At 36.8% G+C, this 18682-nt stretch carries 19 protein-coding genes and 1 pseudogene; all 20 read right to left on the bottom strand.

From position 1 onward, the window contains the following. Positions 1 to 152: 152 nt before the first annotated feature. Entirely contained in the window at positions 153 to 1190 is a 1038-nt protein-coding gene (gene tarQ, locus QP439_RS04095; protein WP_261445531.1) for a teichoic acid biosynthesis protein TarQ, read from the bottom strand. Further along, a complete protein-coding gene (locus QP439_RS04100) occupies positions 1190 to 2644 on the bottom strand; it encodes an O-antigen polysaccharide polymerase Wzy family protein (RefSeq protein WP_285387898.1) in 1455 nt (484 codons plus the stop codon). The genes tarQ and QP439_RS04100 overlap by 1 nt, the downstream gene beginning before the upstream one ends. A 32-nt stretch (positions 2645 to 2676) precedes the next feature. After that, positions 2677 to 3696 (bottom strand): hypothetical protein, encoded by a 1020-nt coding sequence (locus tag QP439_RS04105; protein ID WP_261038655.1) that lies wholly within the window; start codon positions 3694 to 3696, stop codon positions 2677 to 2679. Positions 3697 to 3707: 11 nt separating this feature from the next. Further along, a complete protein-coding gene (locus QP439_RS04110; protein WP_261038656.1) occupies positions 3708 to 4811 on the bottom strand; it encodes a glycosyltransferase in 1104 nt (367 codons plus the stop codon). Positions 4812 to 4818: 7 nt separating this feature from the next. After that, the gene (locus tag QP439_RS04115; protein ID WP_084927399.1) at positions 4819 to 5784 is read right to left on the bottom strand and encodes a glycosyltransferase; all 966 of its coding nucleotides are present in this window, start codon (positions 5782 to 5784) and stop codon (positions 4819 to 4821) included. Continuing rightward, the gene (locus tag QP439_RS04120; protein WP_285387831.1) at positions 5781 to 6995 is read right to left on the bottom strand and encodes a CDP-glycerol glycerophosphotransferase family protein; all 1215 of its coding nucleotides are present in this window, start codon (positions 6993 to 6995) and stop codon (positions 5781 to 5783) included. The genes QP439_RS04115 and QP439_RS04120 overlap by 4 nt, the downstream gene beginning before the upstream one ends. Before the next feature lie 141 nt (positions 6996 to 7136). After that, a pseudogene (locus tag QP439_RS04125) lies at positions 7137 to 7469 on the bottom strand (LicD family protein); the annotation flags it as partial. 120 nt (positions 7470 to 7589) lie between these two features. Further along, positions 7590 to 8900 (bottom strand): LCP family protein, encoded by a 1311-nt coding sequence (locus QP439_RS04130; RefSeq protein WP_254753727.1) that lies wholly within the window; start codon positions 8898 to 8900, stop codon positions 7590 to 7592. Continuing rightward, entirely contained in the window at positions 8897 to 9745 is an 849-nt protein-coding gene (pheA, locus tag QP439_RS04135) for a prephenate dehydratase (protein ID WP_254753728.1), read from the bottom strand. The genes QP439_RS04130 and pheA overlap by 4 nt, the downstream gene beginning before the upstream one ends. Continuing rightward, positions 9742 to 10218: a shikimate kinase gene (locus QP439_RS04140; protein WP_254753729.1), complete on the bottom strand. Its 477-nt coding sequence runs from the start codon at positions 10216 to 10218 to the stop codon at positions 9742 to 9744. The genes pheA and QP439_RS04140 overlap by 4 nt, the downstream gene beginning before the upstream one ends. Further along, entirely contained in the window at positions 10211 to 11494 is a 1284-nt protein-coding gene (gene aroA / locus QP439_RS04145) for a 3-phosphoshikimate 1-carboxyvinyltransferase (RefSeq protein ID WP_049550650.1), read from the bottom strand. Before aroA ends, QP439_RS04140 begins: the two co-directional genes overlap by 8 nt. Before the next feature lie 91 nt (positions 11495 to 11585). Beyond that, positions 11586 to 11924: a YlbF/YmcA family competence regulator gene (locus tag QP439_RS04150; protein ID WP_254753730.1), complete on the bottom strand. Its 339-nt coding sequence runs from the start codon at positions 11922 to 11924 to the stop codon at positions 11586 to 11588. Positions 11925 to 11977: 53 nt separating this feature from the next. Then, positions 11978 to 12265: a hypothetical protein gene (locus QP439_RS04155; RefSeq protein WP_254753731.1), complete on the bottom strand. Its 288-nt coding sequence runs from the start codon at positions 12263 to 12265 to the stop codon at positions 11978 to 11980. A gap of 144 nt (positions 12266 to 12409) precedes the next feature. Continuing rightward, entirely contained in the window at positions 12410 to 12559 is a 150-nt protein-coding gene (locus tag QP439_RS04160; protein ID WP_001124153.1) for a hypothetical protein, read from the bottom strand. A gap of 10 nt (positions 12560 to 12569) precedes the next feature. Further along, positions 12570 to 13673 (bottom strand): prephenate dehydrogenase, encoded by a 1104-nt coding sequence (locus QP439_RS04165; protein WP_001140490.1) that lies wholly within the window; start codon positions 13671 to 13673, stop codon positions 12570 to 12572. Between the two features lie 9 nt (positions 13674 to 13682). After that, positions 13683 to 14849, bottom strand: a complete 1167-nt coding sequence (gene aroC / locus QP439_RS04170) for a chorismate synthase (protein WP_001269851.1) — start codon at positions 14847 to 14849, stop codon at positions 13683 to 13685. A gap of 9 nt (positions 14850 to 14858) precedes the next feature. Continuing rightward, positions 14859 to 15926 carry a 3-dehydroquinate synthase gene (gene aroB / locus QP439_RS04175; RefSeq protein ID WP_285387840.1) on the bottom strand — a complete coding sequence of 356 codons (1068 nt, stop codon included), beginning with the start codon at positions 15924 to 15926 and terminating at the stop codon, positions 14859 to 14861. Between the two features lie 18 nt (positions 15927 to 15944). Continuing rightward, on the bottom strand, positions 15945 to 16799 hold the full coding sequence (locus tag QP439_RS04180) for a shikimate dehydrogenase (RefSeq protein WP_285387843.1): 855 nt from the start codon (positions 16797 to 16799) through the stop codon (positions 15945 to 15947). Next, positions 16789 to 17466: a type I 3-dehydroquinate dehydratase gene (aroD, locus tag QP439_RS04185; protein WP_000767749.1), complete on the bottom strand. Its 678-nt coding sequence runs from the start codon at positions 17464 to 17466 to the stop codon at positions 16789 to 16791. Before aroD ends, QP439_RS04180 begins: the two co-directional genes overlap by 11 nt. Further along, positions 17463 to 18632, bottom strand: a complete 1170-nt coding sequence (locus QP439_RS04190) for a class I SAM-dependent rRNA methyltransferase (RefSeq protein WP_285387846.1) — start codon at positions 18630 to 18632, stop codon at positions 17463 to 17465. Before QP439_RS04190 ends, aroD begins: the two co-directional genes overlap by 4 nt. Between the last annotated feature and the right edge of the window lie 50 nt (positions 18633 to 18682).

The following is an 18682-nucleotide window of genomic DNA, read 5'->3' on the forward strand; positions in this document are numbered from 1 at the left end:
GAGCTTAGCTTTTCTTAAACCCACTACAGTTGACAAAGAGCCAAAAGAAAGGACGAAATGTGTCCTTTCTCGATTTTAGTTTTTCTTCAACCCACTACAAATAGCATAGAGCTGACAATTCAAGGTCATACTTTCCTTTAATTTGACATAATCTACAAATTATATGTGGCCACACCTAGAACATTTTTGTTTAGGTTTTTAATTACTTGGAGCTGTTCTTCAAAGTTTTTATATCTAGTTATACCATACTCTTCTACAAATAAAATGTTGTCAGAATCTAATACAGACTTAATGTTATTTATATTTCCAATGACAATATTTTCTGGCAAGGCTTTAGCATATTGCTTAGAAAATTTATCAAAAACATTTTTATTTGTTGCTATCACTAATAAGTTCTTATTTCCATTCTTATATTGTATAACATCTTTAAAATTAGCTACAGTATCTAATTTCACTACAAAATCTATACCATATTTTTCATAATCTCCAGCTCTATTAATAGTTGGATTAAAGATATACGCTACTACGTTAACAAATATTACTAAAAACAGAGCCCCAATTCCGAGTATAATCACACGAATGAATAACGTAACTTTATTTACTCCAGATTCTATGTCATTTTTTTCAAGTTCTTTTGAATAAACTGTCCCCAATTTTTCAATTGTGACACCAGAGTATGTCTGTTTATATTTATCAATCAAATAATCCAATTTCTGTTCAATAATATCATTCGCCAATTTACTTGGTGTTAATATTTTCACTGTAATCCCTGCATTATTTAATAAATAATTTACTTCTATCTTTTTGTTCCAAAAATCAAAATTTGAGTTTTTAAGTGTAACCTCAGATGTCATTAATTCTGATGCAATTTTTTTCATATCTGATTCTGACTGGTCATTGAATAAATAAGCTCCATTTAAATTGGATTGAATTAAACGACCGTAGAAATCACTATAGCCTCCTACTGTATTACTATTAGGAGTTTTAGTTTCAACTTCTGGCGCTATGATTTTATACGAAAGATAACTAGAATAGTTACTAGTATCCTTTACAACAGACTTTGTTGTAAGTACTTTATAAGAGTATGGAATAGCTAAACAAAGAAATAAAACTATTAGTGAAACTAGATTTAATACTCTTCTCTTATAAATATTTGCAAATAAATCTGCAATCGAATAATTATCAAACATTATATATCTCCTTTATTATTAACTGTGTATTTTACTTTTCTTTCTATTAGGGTTGCTGCAAAAAATATAACAAAAACAATTCCCCAATATTGCAATGTAACTAAATTAAAGAAACTCTCTGTAAAGCCTCCTCTCGGCATAAAGAATAGATTATTTAAAATTAATAACGTAATACTGAATAATAGTACTCCAGATTTATAAGCTGATTTTATCATAAATATGAAACCTATCCCCATTAGAATACTCAACAGAAATAGTCCAAGCATTCCATAATCAGTATACATTTCCATTATATAGCTTCCACCTATGCCATGACCTGCCAAATAATCCTGTTTCAAAACAATATACGAAATATTGTGAGCGTATCTGTCACTTTCAAGAGCTAATTCTAGACTATTATTAGCACTAGTAAAGGGAGTTCCACCAAATAAAATTCCTAAATTCCCTCTGGTGATATACTCAATTATAGGACTAAATGTATAATTTCTAAACTCTTTTATCGGTAAATTACTTCCATACAAGTATCCTCTGGCTAAAACACCAAAACTTGTACCTTGTTTGTAGATAAAATCCACCAATAACTCAGCTATACTCATATTCCCAATACCTTGTCCATCACGGGCATAATTCAAGAAGCCCATAATAAGCATCATGATAGGTGTCCCTATATAGAGCATAGATTTTTCTTTTACACCTATCCAAACACCTTTTTCTGTCTGATTTCTCACAAAAAAATAAACAAATGAAAAAATCAAACTTAGTACAAATGGATTTCTTGTTCCTATTAAAAGATTGAATACATTTGCAGTAACAAAGAGGCCTAACACTATCGTAGAATGGCGTTTATTTGGTTTTGTAGCTAGATATATACACATAGCATAAACTACAAACGTTGATAATGTATAGGTGAAATAAGGTAGCTCACTTTTGAAATCAGCATAATATTCATAATATGAAACATTTAATCTGTACATTAATCTTTCGATTATTCTTACTAAGTAAAATGGATACGAGAACAAAAATACTGATAACGATACTTTCCGTACACTATCTATAAATCGCTTATTTTTGAAGGCTTTAATCTCTTCTTTTAATTTGTTTTCTCTTTTAGAAATTAAAAGACCTCCTATAGTTATGCCAATAATAGAAACAATAACAGCCAAAAATGAAAATCTATAGACATCTTCCTGATAAGTATTTATTAGTCCATATTTAAAATAATCGATTGTTGGTCTAGAAACCAAAAAAAGAAATATTGTAATGTAAAAAATAAGATGGATTATATAGTACTTTATATTGTTAAAACAATATAAAGTACTACTAACAATAAGCATAATTAAAGTTAACAATAAGGTTACAATTGAGTCATCATATATATATATAATTCCTAAAAAAATAGTTATAGTATAGCTAAATAGCGTAATTAAATAATACAATTTTTTCCATTCTATTATCAAATAATCACCTCATTCCTATGTGTACTAACTTAAAATACATCCCCATTAGAAATAACATCATTCTTAAAATTATATAAGTATTCCGATAGTTCTGATTCTATAACCTCTACTTCCGGAATATAATTAACATCTCTATTGTAAACTTGTAAATTATTCACAGATATATTCGGATTGAAATACCTAAATTTTTCTTTGTGATGGATACAATCTATACCTATGAAGTTTTCTATTTTTTCTTTTGTTTCTTCATAATGTAAAACTAAATCTTCAAAATTTAATCTTAATGTTAAAGTCTCTGTTTTTTTCTCATTTTCTCTCATCATTTTGTAATAATTACAAAATGTCTTAACATCTGTTGGGTATGGCACCTCTTGATTTCTTGGCTTCCAAAAGTATTTATTCATGATAAATACATCTCTGGGATCTCTTGAAACAATTATTGGAAGCAATCCATCAATTTTATAATTATCTATTAAATTAAGATTATGAGGTAATAAAAGTTGGTCTAGTACTATATTCTCTTCTGTATCGGATATTTGTTTTATAACATCAACAATAAACTGTCTACTTTTTTCATAAAAGTCATCCGAAGATACCATACTCATTTCTAATTGTACTTGTTTTAATTTTGCAGTTTTTTTAAATATAACTCTCTTTATAATTCTTATAAACCAAGCTATTTTTGATGGTTTTTGATAATAGTACCATACTCCACGATATTTACTCGTTATTATCGAATCTAAATAACTATCTACTATATTCATGAAATTTTGGGAAATTTTTTCTTTATAATTAGCAATTCCCCAACCACCATAAATATACAATTTTTTCATAAGTTTTCTGAAACTCTTTACAGCTTCATCACTCCTAATAACATTGTTATTATAAAGCAATTTATACTCTAAATCAAATAATCCATCAGGTGCATGTAAAAATACATATTCAAAGTCTGAATTTTTCGTGTTTATTCCTTCATATTCTCTTAATAAATCTGTCACAGCTGAGGATCCACTTCCCATATAACTCATAGGAATTATTATTTTATCCATAATTTGTTCACCTATAGTTCATTAATTATTTTTTTGATACTGACAATCTGTTTATCTAAGGAATATTTATCAACATACTTCTGACATACTTCCGAATTAATGAATCTATCTTCCTTCTTTTTACTAAGCTCTTCTATAAGATAGTTACAAATTTCTTCATTATCATCAGAAACAAATCCACATTTTTGATTATTATATAATTCTTTCGTCCCTCCTACAGGAGTACTAATAAACCCCTTTCCTAACGTTAACGCTTCCACCAAAACTGTAGGAAACCCTTCTGCTTCTGATAATAAAACAACATAAGATGCTTTTTTTATGTATGGATATGGATTGTCAACATATCCTAACATAAATACATTTTTTTCTAAATGATTGTCAACTACAAATTTACTAACGTATTCCTCTAAATCACCTTTCCCTAATAAATATAATTTTTTATCAGGTATTTTCTCAACCACATTCTTAAAAACTTCTAACAATCTCTTAATCCCTTTAGCTTCCTCTATACGTCCTAAATAAATGAGACTGTCATCTTCAAATTTAATATTTACATCATCAAGAGATTTAGTGTGAATTTTTTGAAAATCGTATCCATTATATACTAGCTCTATGTTTTTAGCATATTCAGGATAAATTTCTTTGATAGACTCTGATGTTTTTTCTGATATACTTATTATTTTGTTAACATGTTTTAATTTTTTACCTTGTCTAATTCTAGAAAATTTATGGTTTTTTAGATTATAGATTGTTCCATGATTCCAAGATATTGTTTTCACATCATTACTAAGTAAGTAAACTGGATATAAATAATTAAAAGCTATTTCATAATCATATTTTTTACTCGTTACTAGATATCTAAATAATTTTGGGAAAAACAAAAATAGGTTCCACTTAATTTTATTAAAAAAACTGGAATTTTCTAGGTTTTTGAATATAGGTTTTAGTACATTGACTTTTCTAGTGTTACTTTCTCCAATACCACGATGATTTATCTCTAAAACATCAATATCATACTCATCACTTAATCCATTGGAAATGTTTTCCAAAATTTTTTCGGCTCCGCCCCCCAAACTAAAAGACCATGTGATAAATAAAATTTTCTTTTTACTCATATTTCACCTATTTCAATAACTTTTTCACTATACTTTTTTGATTAAATTTAATTAAATACATAAGTAATTTTCTCTTCAATGGTTGACTCTTTAAATACTGATTGTGTATCCAATTAGGATATTTTTTATTTATTTTTTCAAGGTACTCTTTTAATAGGGGAGATTTTTTATCAATTCTTAAAATATTAGCGTATCCACCATACAACATATGGTACCAGTTATAATATTCTAACTCTTCTTTATATTCCCCTGGATAATTTTCTGTATAATAGGCTTCTACACTGTTTAACATTACTTCTATATCTCTTATTTTATTAATAGGAGTTCCGCCACGCATAATAGAACCTTCTGTTAAATAATATTTGTATATGCTAAAATTAAAATATTTAGCCCTACTTACATTAGGCCATAATTTTGCCACAAACTCAAAATCTTCATATAAATAACCACTTTTAAAGGTTAGTTTAGTTCTTCTTAAAAATTCTAAATCATATATATAATGCCAGACAGCATTCGTCAGAGTGAAAAGTTTCTTTTCTTTATTAGGAATAAGTATAGTATTTTCTTGTATTCCCATACTTATAGTCTCTAATTTACTGTAATCATATCCTACTCGATAATCAAATATATTTACTTCTTCTAGTTTTTGATTAGCTATAAATTCTATTGCTCCTTCATCTATCTCATCATCTACATCAACAAACCATAGATAATCTCCACTAGCCTCTTCTAAAATTACTTTTCTTACATGAGCAATTCCTGCATTATCTTGAGTTACAACTTTTATAAATGATAATTTATCACTATATTCTTTTAATATTGTTTTACTATTATCTTTTGAACCATCGTTTACTATTAACAATTCTAACTCTATGTTTTCTTTTGCTTTCTCATACTCTTTGAGTATAGAATCTATACAGCGGGATATATATTTTTCTCCGTTGTATACTGGTATGCCTATCGTTAATTTCATTCTTTTTTTCCTATTATTTCTTTTATAAACGAATATACTCTCTTAGAATTCTGATCATCGTGTATTCTAAAAAACTTTTCAATTTTTTCTTTGTATCTATCTTCCAAGATCCACTTATTATTAAATTGTTTTTGAATATCTGATATTAATTCATCTAGGGTATCTATTGATTTTCCGAAGCCATCTTTATAGTCATAGTATCCTTCTTCGTACTGACCCTCCCTAAATTTTTTATAATCAAATTGATAAAACAAAACTGGCTTTCTCATATAAGCAAAATCCATAAATACACTTGAATAATCTGTAATTAAGAAAGCTGACTCTTTTAATAGTTCTTGTATATCATATTTTTTCCAATCTGCCAATATTATATTATCCGAATAAGTTTTAAATTCTTGTAGATTGTTTTGCATATTCCTATGCGGATAAAAAATTAAAGTTAAGTCATTCACTTCTAAAAAAGCTTTTAGATCCTTATTCAATAAAAACTCATTCCATTTTTTAAAATATTCACTTTCTGTAAAAGTACTACCTTCATTAAAGTTAGTTCTAGCTTTAGTATTTAAGTTCAACCATTCTCTCCATGTAGGCATTACAAGAATTTGATTATTTTTTTCAATGGTATTATGGAGGTTGTCAAATCTAGGAAAACCTAAATATTGTACATATCCACTAGGGTAACCAAACTTTTCCTTTATTTCTTTGTACTCTTGTTCTGCTCCACATATAAAGCCACGCATCTTTGTATTTTCATAATATAGCCATTTAGCATCAGAAACCGTTATTCCATGTTGTAAAAATACTTTATTGGTTTTTAATCCTAAATATACTTCCATAAAATTAAATACAGCTGGATTAGGATTTCCTGCTTTCTGTGTACTTACATTTACTCCCGCACTAAGATAATAAACCCAGTGTTTAAAAGACCAATACTGGATACATTCTCCTAACTCTTTGACTTTATGAGCATCAGGAGATTTCAAATCAATAACATATATTACATTTTCCTCTGGGTGATTTTTTCTAATATATTTAAACAACCAATATCCATTATCTCTAGCTTCTTTTTCACTTTCGCATATTAGTATTAGATTCTTATTCTTGCGTCTGAAGAATAGAGAAATAACATAGGCTATAGGAAAAATAAATATAAGCGAAATAATATCTCTTATAGAAATTAATCTTAGTTTTTCTACAAAATTTCTATTCATCTGTATACCTCCTTAGAATCTTTGTGAAGTTTGATCAAACTTTCCACCTTGTTTGCTTTTTTCATTTAATAAACTGTTGATAGTTGTGATATTACTTGCAGGGTATTGCTTTCATGGACAAAGTAACAGGTGTGATTTATAATCCTGCTGATAAGGTTTGATATAGGTTGTTTCCTTGTCACGAATGGTAATAAAAAGATTGCGGTCGACAAAATCCTTGTTACTCTTTGACAAGAAATAACGTTCATCTGCATAACGAGGCCATAATTCTGCCAATTTTTCATAATCCTTACGGGGCATAAAAAAGTCTAGGTCGTCGTCCCAAGGAATAAACCCCTTGTTTCGAAGGGCGCCAATAGCACCTCCTCCACAGAGATAACAAAGCAAATCATGTTCTTTACAAAAGGCCACAAAATATTCAGCCATCTCCAGACTTCGAGCCTGAATTGCTTTTAAATCAGTCATATTGTTCATTATTCTTTCTATCGTATCGTTCCATTATACCACAAATAAGGGATGAAAATCTATTGCAGACTGTAAAAAATCAAAGCCTGACTGCTAGATAAATAGCCTTCAAACTTTGATTTTTCTATCTTATCTCATTCCCATTTGAGATAGCTTGGTTTGATATTTATTTTGGTCTACTAAGAGTGCCTGTCCTCCATAAACATCATAGGCATCGACCCAATCACCTAGTTCTGGAACTGTTAATCTCTCAATACCATTTTGCGCTCCATCTAGGAAGGATAAACCATTGGTCAATAAGAAACTATAAGGAACATTCGTAGAGGTCATCCCAAAGACCTTACCAAGTGCTTCTGATCCAGTAAAGAGTTTGGTTGGATCCTTGAGTTGCTGCAGAACAGCTGTCAGCACTTGCTGTTGTCTCTTGGTACGACCATAATCACCTTCGTCATCATCACGAAAACGTGCATAATTGAGCAAGGTTGAACCGTTCATCTGCTGTTTCCCAACTTTGATAGTCTGGGTTGGTGACTCTGTTTCCGTAGCATGTAAATCATCTCCGACTGTAGCTTCGGTTAAAGGTAGGCCTTCCAAAGTTGAGAATTTGGCATCAATCGTCACACCATCAGGAAATAGAGTGTCAATAGCGGTTGCGAAGGCCTGAAAATCGACCAAGGCATAGTACTTAATGTCCAAATCAAAATTATCTTTCAAAACTTGACGAACCATTTCTGCCCCTTTTTGCCCCTCTTGTTCCCCTAACTCATAAGCAACATTTAACTTATTATCGGACTGCTTTCTACCATTAATGACTTGACTGTATCCGTCTATATAAACCAAATTGTCACGCATAAAGCTGGCCAGCTTGATTTTTTTATCTGAGCCACCAACGTTTAGAACCATAATCGAGTCCGTTCTCGTCTCAGCACTGTTTTGGCCAATCCGTCCATCCGTCCCCATAATCAAAATATTGACCCCATCCTTGGTATCTTGACCATGAAAAACTTCTACTTGAGCTGCCTTAGCATTGGCAGGTTTGGTTGGATCCGCATTTGAATAACCTTTTAGGAACATAAAAATCATACCAAAACCGACACAGGCTAGAAGAGCAAGCAACCCTGCAAAAATGCGCCCCCAACGAATCTTACGTTTTTTGGACTTAACCTTTGGAAGAGAATGGCTTTTCTGGTATTTTTTTGCACGACTACGGTTACCGTAGGTTGGAAGAGGAGACTGATTGACTGGTTCCATAAAAGACTCTTCCATATCGTGATTTTCATTATGAATTTCTGGAGAAACTTCACTACCACTAGCCATATTTAACTTACCTTGCAAGTAAGCAAACTCCTTTTTCTCTCGCTCATTGAGGTAATGAATGTTTTTAAAAAGATAGTCATAACGCAACTGCTCGTGATGGCTTAAAGGATTTTCTTTGCTCATCTTCTCTCCTTTCCATGGTCTGATATTGGATAAATGGGATAGGCACCCAGAACTTTATACTGGATTCCAATCGCTTCTAATTCTTTTTGGGCAAAGTGGACCAAATCCTTATCGGCATAGTCCACATCGATAATGAAAAAGTATTCGCCCAGTGCTGTCTTGAGTGGCCGACTTTCAATTTTTGTCAGATCAATTCCTCGCCAAGCAAAGGTCGAAAGGGCCTTGTAGAGTGCACCTGGAAGGTTGTCAGGTAAACTTAAGGCTAAACTCATTTTTTCACTTTGTGCTTGCAAGGGAATAGTTACACCCTCGGCTCCCAAAACCCAGAAACGTGTGAAATTAGCTTCCATTTCTTGAATATCTTCAGCAATCAGTTCTAAGCTATATTCTTCAGCAGAACTTCTTGGTGCAATGGCTGCATAAGGCTGGTCTGGATGTTCGGAAATAAAACGAGCCGCATAAGCTGTACTAGCTGTCACCTCGATTTGGGCCTCTGGATACTGTTCATCGATGAATTTCTTTCCTTGAGCCAAAGCCTGAGGATGAGAAAAAATCTTTTCAATCTTAGTGTGACCTGGAACCACCATCAACTGCTGATGAACAGGCTGAACGATTTCTGCCACTGCTTGAATGCGAGCCTGATGAAAAAGGTAGTCCAAGGTTTCATGCACACTACCCTCTATAGAATTTTCAACTGGCACTACAGAATAGTCCACCAAACCTTGCTCATAGGCCTTGATGACATCCGTAATATTGGCGAAAGCCTGCAATTCCTCATGAGGAAAAGCAGTCTGCACAACGTGGTGTGAAAATGATCCCTTGGGACCTAGATAAGCAATTTTCATCTCAGTTCCTCTATAATTTCCTCTGGGCTTAGCTTGGTCACATCCAAAACCCGACTGGCCACTTCCTCATACCAAGCCTGTCTTTCTTGAAAAATAGCTGCAAGTTCTTCCTTGCTATTATTTAGAAAAAGCGGGCGCTGATTGTCCTTATCAGCTGCGATACGTTGATAAAGAGTTTCAAAATCAGCTTTCAGGTAGATGTTATCAGAATGAGTCTTGAGTAAGTCACGATTTCGTTGAGAAATAACCACTCCTCCTCCAGTTGACACAACTTGGTCCGTTTTTAGTAGGTCAGCTAATACTTCAGACTCTATCTGACGAAAGGCTTCTTCTCCCTTTTCCGCGAAAAATTCCGCAATGGACATACCTAAGCGTTTCTCAATCAGAGCATCCATATCAAGGTAATTAGGGTCCAATCCTCTAGCAATTGTAGATTTACCAGCACCCATAAATCCGAGTAATACCTTAGCCATGAATCAAGCTCTCCAAATCACCAAAGAAGCTAGGATAGCTGGTATTGATGGCTTCTGCACGGTCAAGCTCCACCTCTCCATCTGCAACCAAGAGGGCCGCAATGGCCGTCATCATGCCGATACGGTGGTCTCCAAACGTATTGACTCTAGCACCGTGAAGGACTGATTTTCCTTTGATAATCATTCCATCTACCGTCGGAGTAATATCTGCTCCCATACTATTTAAGGCGTCTGCCACCACCTGAATGCGATCTGTTTCCTTGACCTTGAGTTCCTCAGCATCCTTTATAACTGTGACACCTTGGGCTTGGGTAGCAAGAAGGGCAATAATAGGCAATTCATCAATCAAGCGTGGAATCAAGGCACCACCAATCTCTGTTCCTTTCAAGTCAGAAGACTCAACAGTCAAGGTTGCAGATTTAGCCACTGGGTCCATTTCGGTTACTTCCAATTTTCCACCCATGGCACGAATGACATCTATAATACCGGTACGCGTTTCGTTGATGCCCACATTCTTAAGCACCAAACGAGAGTTTGGAACAATCAAACCAGCAACTAACCAAAAGGCTGCACTGGAAATATCTCCTGGTACGACCACCTTTTGTCCAGTCAGTTTTTGCGGCCCTTGGACTGTGATTTTTTTACCATCCACACTTAAACGGCCGCCAAATTGTTGCAACATATCTTCAGTATGATTACGGGTACACTCTTTTTCGATAATAACGGACTCCCCCTGAGCTTGCAAGGCCGCAAACATCAAGGCTGACTTGACTTGGGCTGAGGCAATCGGCAACTCATAATGAATAGGTGCTAGGTTTTTCGTCCCTTTTAAATGAAGGGGAGGCAGATCTCGCTCAGTTTGCCCTGAAATGCTGACGCCCATTTTTTTCAATGGAATCGTCACACGGTCCATAGGACGTTTGGAAAGACTGTCATCTCCAAACATTTCTACTTCAAAGTCTGCACCAGCAAGAACGCCTGAAATCAGGCGAATCGAGGTTCCAGAATTTCCCATATCAAGGGCATTTTGCGGAGCTTTTAAGCCATCCATACCTACACCTTGGATGGTAATAACCCCATCTTTATCCTCAATCTCAACACCAAGGTCACGAAAAACCTGCATGGTAGAGAGAACGTCTTCACCTCGCAGAATATCATAAACCTTAGTTTCACCCTCAGCCAAACTTCCAAAGATAATGGAACGGTGGCTGATAGACTTGTCACCTGGAACTCGGATACTGCCATGTAAGTGGCGAATGTTTGTTTTTAGTTTCATACTGGACCTCATACTTGCAATACTTTTACCTATTTTATCATAAAAAGCCAGAAATTCCTTAAAAATTCCTGACTTTATGATAGTTATTTTCTTATTTTAGCAATTCTGAAACTGGTTCAAAAACAATTTTTTCAATGTCAGAAAGGTAAATTGCCAATTGTTGTTGCTTGGTAAAGAATTCTGACAAGAGGCTGTTCCCCTGAATCTGCTTGCCAAAGCCTTCCATCTTATCTTGGAAGAAAGCGTCTGGCATTTGACCTGTCTGTGCTAGTTTTTGAATTTCCTCTTGAAAGGCAACATATTCTGTGAAGATTTTGCTTGCCTCAGCATCTGCTGCAATCGCATCTTTAGCTGCTTTAACAGCCTTGTATTCTGGTAATTCGCGCAGACCGCGACTGAGTTCGTTTGCACTATCGTAAATATTTGACATGATTTTCTCCTTTTTCATTTCTTTTAAAATTACTAGTCACTCTGTGGTCTTTATTATTGTGCAATCACTTTTATATGACCTCTTGAATGTCCATTGCTTAATTCCTTATCTGGTATATACTCTATCTTCAAAGTTCCTAAATTAGAGCCTGTTTTTATTTCATTTGACATAAGATTACCAAAATAGTTATTTATCTCATCATCAGATAAGGATGATTCAATCGATTTAACAATATCATGAAATACTTCTTTCATTCCCGCAACACCAGATTCACTATTTTCATTTGTCTGATTTATTGCTACATTGATTTGATCAGTATCATTTGCATGTAAAAGTTCCAAGTAATACCCATAGCTTGATGCGAAATATTTTATTTTTATATTTCCTTTTTTGATATTTTCTAATTGGCTATTCGAATGTTGATTATAGCTATTGATAAAGTCATTAATAATTCTATCGTCTACATACTTTGAATTATTTTCCTCTTAACTTATTTCTTTCTTGGATGGTTCATTTTTTGTCTCAACACTTGCTTCTGAAGTAGTTTTCACATCTTTTTTAACAGCGTAAGCTCTAAGTAAGATAAAAGAAATAAAGATAATACCAAATATGAATCTAGGCTCTATTTTAGGCATATTTTTCTCCTTATTTGATGACAACTGTGTAGTCCGTATTTTCTGAAATTAAGCGCTCGGCTCTTTCCAAGTCTTGAGCGTTTTTAAATGAAATTTGTAGGATCCCGTGAATATCTTCACGGTTTTCCTCGTTGATGTGGATGTTAACCAAGGAAGTTCCACGTAGTAGTTCCAAAATCCGCAAGATGACATCTTCTTCATCGGGAACATCGACATAAAGGTCATAAGAGCTATCCACACCGCCACGCTTATGGATTTCCATGGCCTGCCGTTGCTCACGCGCTTGGTTGAAAAAATTCCAGATTTGCTCCTCATCTCCCTTGCTGATGGCCTGACCAATCTCTTCCAAACGCTCCTTAAAATCCTCAATTCGATCCAAAATAGTCTCACGATTAGACAAGAGAATAGAAGTCCACATACCTGGCTCGCTTTCCGCAATCCGAGTCATATCTCGAAAACCACCGGCCGCGAAGCGCCTTGCCATCTCATGTTCTTGAGCATAGACCGCGGTCTGCTCCATGAGACTGGAAGCCAGAATATGAGGAAAATGACTAATCTGAGAAGTGACTCGATCATGCTCCTTGGCATCAATCTCGATAAAACGAGCGTGAAGACCTGAAAGCAAATCCTTCATTTCCTCAAGCGTGTCAGGACTTGTCAGGCTCGAAGGTGTAAAGATATAATAGGCATTTTCAAAAAGATTGACATCCGCAGAAGCAGCCCCTGTCTTGTGACTACCAGCCATGGGATGAGCCCCGACAAAGCGAACAGGTTTGCCAGCCAAATACTGCTCCGTCGCATCCACAATGGCTGACTTGGTCGAACCAGCATCTGAAATAATGACGCCTTCTTTTAAGTCTAAGTTGGCCAACTCCTTAATGAAAGCAATAGTTTGTTTGATCGGCAAGCTAAGAATAATGATATCTGCCATAGGAGCAAAACTGGCAAAATCATCCGTTGCACGGTCAATCATACCTTCTTTCAAAGCAATATCTCTCGAGGCTTGACTGCGATTGTAACCTAAAATTTCATAATCTGGATGATCGCGTTTGATGCCAAGTGCCATAGAGGCACCGATCAACCCAAGACCTGCGATATAGATTGTTTTTGCCATAGGAACTCCTTAATAGTTCTTTGTATAGTCTCGATGTTTGGCCACTGCTTCTTTTAATTCCTCTAGGTTATCTGATGAGAATTTTTCAAGGATTTCTTGTGCCAGAACCGTTGCCACAACGGCTTCCATAACTACACCGGCTGCTGGAAGAGCGGTCGGATCACTTCTTTCGACTGTTGCCTTGTAGGGTTCGTGGGTTTCGATATCCACACTCATAAGAGGCTTATAAAGAGTAGGAATAGGTTTCATGACGCCTCGAACAACGATAGGTTGCCCATTGGTCATACCACCTTCAAAGCCGCCCAGATTATTAGTACGGCGAGTATAGCCGTCTTCTTTAGACCAGAGAATTTCATCCATGACTTGGCTGCCTTTACGATAACCAGCTTCAAAGCCAAGACCAAATTCCACCCCTTTAAAGGCATTGATAGAGACAACAGCTTGAGCCAATCTTGCATCCAATTTTCTGTCCCATTGGACATAGGAACCAAGACCAACTGGAACACCTCCAACGACTGTCTCAATAACTCCACCAATTGTATCACCATCACGTTTGATTTGGTCAATATAATCCTTGATTTCCTGTTCCCGTTCTTGGTTGACAATAGAAACTTCAGACTGGGCAGCTCTTTGCTTAATCTCAGCCACTGTTAGATTTTCAGGAACATCGATTTCCTTACCACCAAAGACTACGACATGGTTGGCAATCTCCATATCCAGTTCAGCCAAGATGCGTTTAGCTACTGCCCCAACTGCCACTCGCATAGTTGTTTCACGAGCAGATGAGCGCTCCAAGGAATTTCTCAAATCGTCAAAACGGTACTTGATCCCCCCAACCAAATCAGCATGTCCTGGGCGAGGATGGGTGATTTTTCGTTTGCTTTTAAGGCGGTCTTCAATATCCTCCGCAGACATGATATCCAGCCATTTCTGATGGTCTTTATTAATGACATCCATGGTAATAGGAGCCCCTGTTGTCTTCCCGTGGCGAACACCAGAAGTAAAGACAACCTGGTCACTCTCAATCTTCATACGGCCACCACGACCGTAGCCACCCTGACGGCGTTTAAGGTCCTCATTGATGTCCTCCGCTGTCAAAGGAAGTCCAGCTGGAATTCCTTCAATGATAGCCGTCAGACGGGGACCGTGTGATTCTCCTGCAGTTAAATATCTCATACACTCTCCTTATTTTACCAAGTAGTCTTTCATCTCTTCCAGAGAAACTGGGTGAATGGTTGCCGAACCGAGCTCTGGTACCAAGACCAATTTCAAGGTATTGCCACGCGCCTTCTTATCATGAGTCAAAGCCTGATAAAGCTTATCAACATCCCAGTTTTCATAGTCAACAGGCAAGCCAAATTTCTGACACATGGTTGTAATGGACTGGGTTATCCCAGCTGGCATAAGGCCTTTTTCCTCAGCAACCTTTGAAATTTGTACCATACCCATAGCCACAGCTTCACCATGCATGACTTTTCCATAGCCAGCTGTTGCTTCAATGGCATGGCCAATAGTGTGGCCAAAATTGAGGTAAAGGCGAACACCGTTGTCCAGCTCATCCTCAACCACCATCTTGCGCTTGACCTGACAAGAATGTTCAATCAAGGTCTCTGAATATTCCAGAATGCTCTCTACAGAACCATCTAGCTCCGTCAAGAGAGCCCACAGTTCTGGATCCTCAATCAAGCCATACTTGATGACCTCACCCATCCCTTCAATCAACTCTCTCTTTCCGAGCGTTTCAAGGACAAGCGGATCAATCAGAACCCCGTCTGGTTGGGCAAAGGTACCCACCATATTCTTAGCAAATGGAGTGTTAACGCCTGTCTTTCCACCGATAGACGAATCCACCTGGGCAGTTAAACTGGTCGGAATCTGAACAAAGTGAATGCCCCGCATATAGGTAGAGGCTACAAAACCAGCCAAGTCCCCAACGACACCGCCACCAAGAGCCACGATTCCATCGCTACGAGTCAGACCTTGCTTAACTAAAAATTCATAGACTTTCTGGACAGTGGTTAAATTCTTTCTTTCTTCCCCTTCTAAAAAGTCAAAAACTGCTACCTGAAAACCAGCATCTTCTAGGCTGAGCTTGACCTTCTCTGCATAAAGAGAAGCTACATGGTTGTCTGTCACAATGACTACCTTTTGTGGTTGCCAGAGTTCTCGCAACCATTGACCAGCCTGAGCCAGACAACCTTTTTCAATCTGAATATCATAAGGATGATGAGGAATATCGATTCTGATTTTCATAGGAGAATCTCCCTTTCTTTATTGGTATTTTTCTGTTAAGGACTGCCAAATCTCTTCTGTTGGCATTTCCTTGCCTGTCCACAGTTGAAAAGCTTCTGCAGCTTGATAGAGCAACATTCCCAGACCATTGACAACTGGATTGCCCTGCCTCCTAGCCCATTTCAAAAATGGCGTTTCAAAGGGTTGGTAAATAATATCTGCCACCAAGATAGTTTCTGGCAAATTGATGCTTTCAGGAACTGGGGATGATTGACCATCCATGCCCACACTGGTAGCATTGACCAGTAAATCCGAATCGGCAATCCTTGCTTGCAGTTCAGAAACATCTTCTAAAGCATACAAGTCCACTTTAAAGCCTGTCTGCTCCTGTAACTTGTCTAGATAAGGTCTTGTTTTTTCCATGGAAACTGAACGAACAAAGACAGAAATCTGACTGACACCATCCAAAATAGCCTGGGCTAAAATGGACTTGGCCGCACCACCTGCTCCCAGCAGGGTCATCTTCTTACCTGAAATTGTAAAAGAAGGCAAGCTCTTAAAAAATCCCTTGCCATCTGTATTATATCCAATTAAATTGCCATTCTCATTGACAACCGTATTGACCGCACCAATCAAGCGCGCTTCATCGCTCAGCTCATCCAAATAAGGAATCACCTGCTCCTTATAGGGCATGGAAAGGTTGATACCAAACATCTGGTAGCGACGAATATTGGCCACTGTTTCTGCCAAGTCACCCGCTTCAATCTCCCAAGCTACATAAGCACCGTTGGTAGCTGTCGCCTCAAAGGCACTATTGTGAATAAAGGGGGAAATAGAATGCTTAATAGGATTGGCAACCACGGCAGCTAAACGTGTATAGCCATCAAGCTTCATCCAAAATCTCCCTGATTTTTTTCATGTTAGCTAGAGAAATCTGACCTGGGGCACTAGCCTCATCTAGACTAGCAAAGGACCAGCTAGAACCAGTCACATCTGCAGTGATACGAGAGACCTTGCCCACTTTTCCCATAGAAATGGTCACATATTCCTGTTCAGGATTGAGGGTTTTAAAGCCTCGTGTATAGTTCATCAAGTCTAGCACATCCTGCTCCGTGTGGGCCATAACCGCAACCTTAACAAGTTTTGGATTTAAGCTCGTCAACTCTGACAAGATTTCCATCATATTTTCAGGTGTTTCTTGGAAATTGTGGTAACTCAAAATGAGATTCGGGAAGTCCAGCATTTCCTCAAAAACATCCTTGTAGCTATAGTACTCAAAATCAATATAGTCTGGTTGATAGAGTTGCGCCACTTCCTTGATTAGATGGATATATTCTTCTGGAGCAAGGTCAATTTCTCCCCCTTCAGCGCGAGTTCGCAGAGTGAAAACCAACTCACGGCCAGCGAATTTTTCAAAAATAGCTGGAGCTACCTGCAAAATCGCTTCCTTAGGTAGATAGTCGGCACGCCATTCAATGATGTCGGCATCTAGGTACTTCGTGGCATCCAGAGCCTGGGCCTCCTCTAAACTTCTTGGCATTACTGAAACGATTAATTTCATTTACTAACCTTCATACTAATCACCTTGAGGTAATTACTACTTTCATCTTTTTTATTATAGGCAAAATCTGCTGGAAGACCGTATTTATTTAAAATCTGGTAACTTCTTCCTGCAAAGCCTTTATCAATTTGTTCTATAAATTTCTGGCGGGAAACATTGGCAGCATTGGTACTAGCAATGATAATCCCTCCCGGATTTAAAATCTCAAGACTCTGGGAAATCAACTTGTGATAATCCTTGGCCACAGAGAACGTTTGTTTTTTGTTCCGAGCAAAGCTAGGCGGATCTAGTACAATCACATCGTAGGTCAAGCCTTTTCGCTTAGCATACTTGAAATACTCAAAGACATCCATGACTATAAAACGATGGGCCTCTGTCTCTGTACTGATTCCATTTTCCTGAAAATGCGCTTGAGACAATTCTCGTGAACGTTTAGCTAGGTCAACTGAAGTTGTCTGGCTTGCTCCTCCCATAGCTGCAGCTACTGAAAAGGCTGCTGTATAGGAAAACATATTGAGCAAGGATTTACCCATAGCCAATCCGTCAACCAGGCTCCCACGAACCTCGTGCTGATCTAGGAAAATCCCTGTCATCAAGCCATCATTCATAAAGACTTGATAGAGGACACCATTTTCCAAAACAGTGAAGAAGTCAGGTGCTTCTTGACCATAAACATGGGCAGATTCATAGTCCAAACCCTTAAAGCGGATCTTCTCATAGGTCCCTAAAACCTCAGGAAAAACCTGTCTAAAGGCTTCTGAGATAAGCTTGCGAATCTGATAAACATAAGAGTTATACCAAGAAAAGACGGCATACTCGCCATAAAGGTCCACTGTCAAACCCCCAAAGCCATCTCCCTCTTGGTTAAAAAGACGAAAGGCAGTTGTCAAATCATCTTGATAGTAAGCTTTTCTCTTTTCTTTAGCTTTTCTAAACAACGTTTCAAAGAAAGCCTGATTAAAGGCCACCTTGTCTGTGCTAACAAACCAACCCAAGCCCTTGTTTTGCTGAGAAAGGTAGGCAGTCCCAAGAAAGTTTCCTTCTTGACTATGGACTTCTACTTCCTGATCCTTGAGTTGGATATCTGCAAGATCGCTGGCTTCCAGTAAAACAAGCCCCTTTGCGAGCTTCTTTTCAACCCTTTTGCTGACTCTTATTCCATTCATAGTCACTATTATAGCAAATTTTGTGACAATTCTCAAAAAAGAAACTACCC

This window comes from Streptococcus sp. UMB1203 (genome assembly GCF_030217725.1).
Lineage (GTDB): Bacteria > Bacillota > Bacilli > Lactobacillales > Streptococcaceae > Streptococcus.

What these genes read in the sequence shown, in the direction of transcription:
- QP439_RS04120 (WP_285387831.1), bottom strand. Translation starts at nt 6,995, where the DNA reads ATGAATAGAAATTTTGTAGAAAAACTAAGATTAATTTCTATAAGAGAT.
- pheA (WP_254753728.1), bottom strand. Translation starts at nt 9,745, where the DNA reads ATGAAAATTGCTTATCTAGGTCCCAAGGGATCATTTTCACACCACGTT.
- QP439_RS04190 (WP_285387846.1), bottom strand. Translation starts at nt 18,632, where the DNA reads ATGAATGGAATAAGAGTCAGCAAAAGGGTTGAAAAGAAGCTCGCAAAG.
- QP439_RS04150 (WP_254753730.1), bottom strand. Translation starts at nt 11,924, where the DNA reads ATGTCAAATATTTACGATAGTGCAAACGAACTCAGTCGCGGTCTGCGC.
- QP439_RS04115 (WP_084927399.1), bottom strand. Translation starts at nt 5,784, where the DNA reads ATGAAATTAACGATAGGCATACCAGTATACAACGGAGAAAAATATATA.
- QP439_RS04105 (WP_261038655.1), bottom strand. Translation starts at nt 3,696, where the DNA reads ATGGATAAAATAATAATTCCTATGAGTTATATGGGAAGTGGATCCTCA.
- QP439_RS04110 (WP_261038656.1), bottom strand. Translation starts at nt 4,811, where the DNA reads ATGAGTAAAAAGAAAATTTTATTTATCACATGGTCTTTTAGTTTGGGG.
- QP439_RS04130 (WP_254753727.1), bottom strand. Translation starts at nt 8,900, where the DNA reads ATGAGCAAAGAAAATCCTTTAAGCCATCACGAGCAGTTGCGTTATGAC.
- aroD (WP_000767749.1), bottom strand. Translation starts at nt 17,466, where the DNA reads ATGAAATTAATCGTTTCAGTAATGCCAAGAAGTTTAGAGGAGGCCCAG.
- QP439_RS04160 (WP_001124153.1), bottom strand. Translation starts at nt 12,559, where the DNA reads ATGCCTAAAATAGAGCCTAGATTCATATTTGGTATTATCTTTATTTCT.
- aroA (WP_049550650.1), bottom strand. Translation starts at nt 11,494, where the DNA reads ATGAAACTAAAAACAAACATTCGCCACTTACATGGCAGTATCCGAGTT.
- aroC (WP_001269851.1), bottom strand. Translation starts at nt 14,849, where the DNA reads ATGAGATATTTAACTGCAGGAGAATCACACGGTCCCCGTCTGACGGCT.
- QP439_RS04140 (WP_254753729.1), bottom strand. Translation starts at nt 10,218, where the DNA reads ATGGCTAAGGTATTACTCGGATTTATGGGTGCTGGTAAATCTACAATT.
- QP439_RS04165 (WP_001140490.1), bottom strand. Translation starts at nt 13,673, where the DNA reads ATGGCAAAAACAATCTATATCGCAGGTCTTGGGTTGATCGGTGCCTCT.
- aroB (WP_285387840.1), bottom strand. Translation starts at nt 15,926, where the DNA reads ATGAAAATCAGAATCGATATTCCTCATCATCCTTATGATATTCAGATT.
- QP439_RS04180 (WP_285387843.1), bottom strand. Translation starts at nt 16,799, where the DNA reads ATGAAGCTTGATGGCTATACACGTTTAGCTGCCGTGGTTGCCAATCCT.
- tarQ (WP_261445531.1), bottom strand. Translation starts at nt 1,190, where the DNA reads ATGTTTGATAATTATTCGATTGCAGATTTATTTGCAAATATTTATAAG.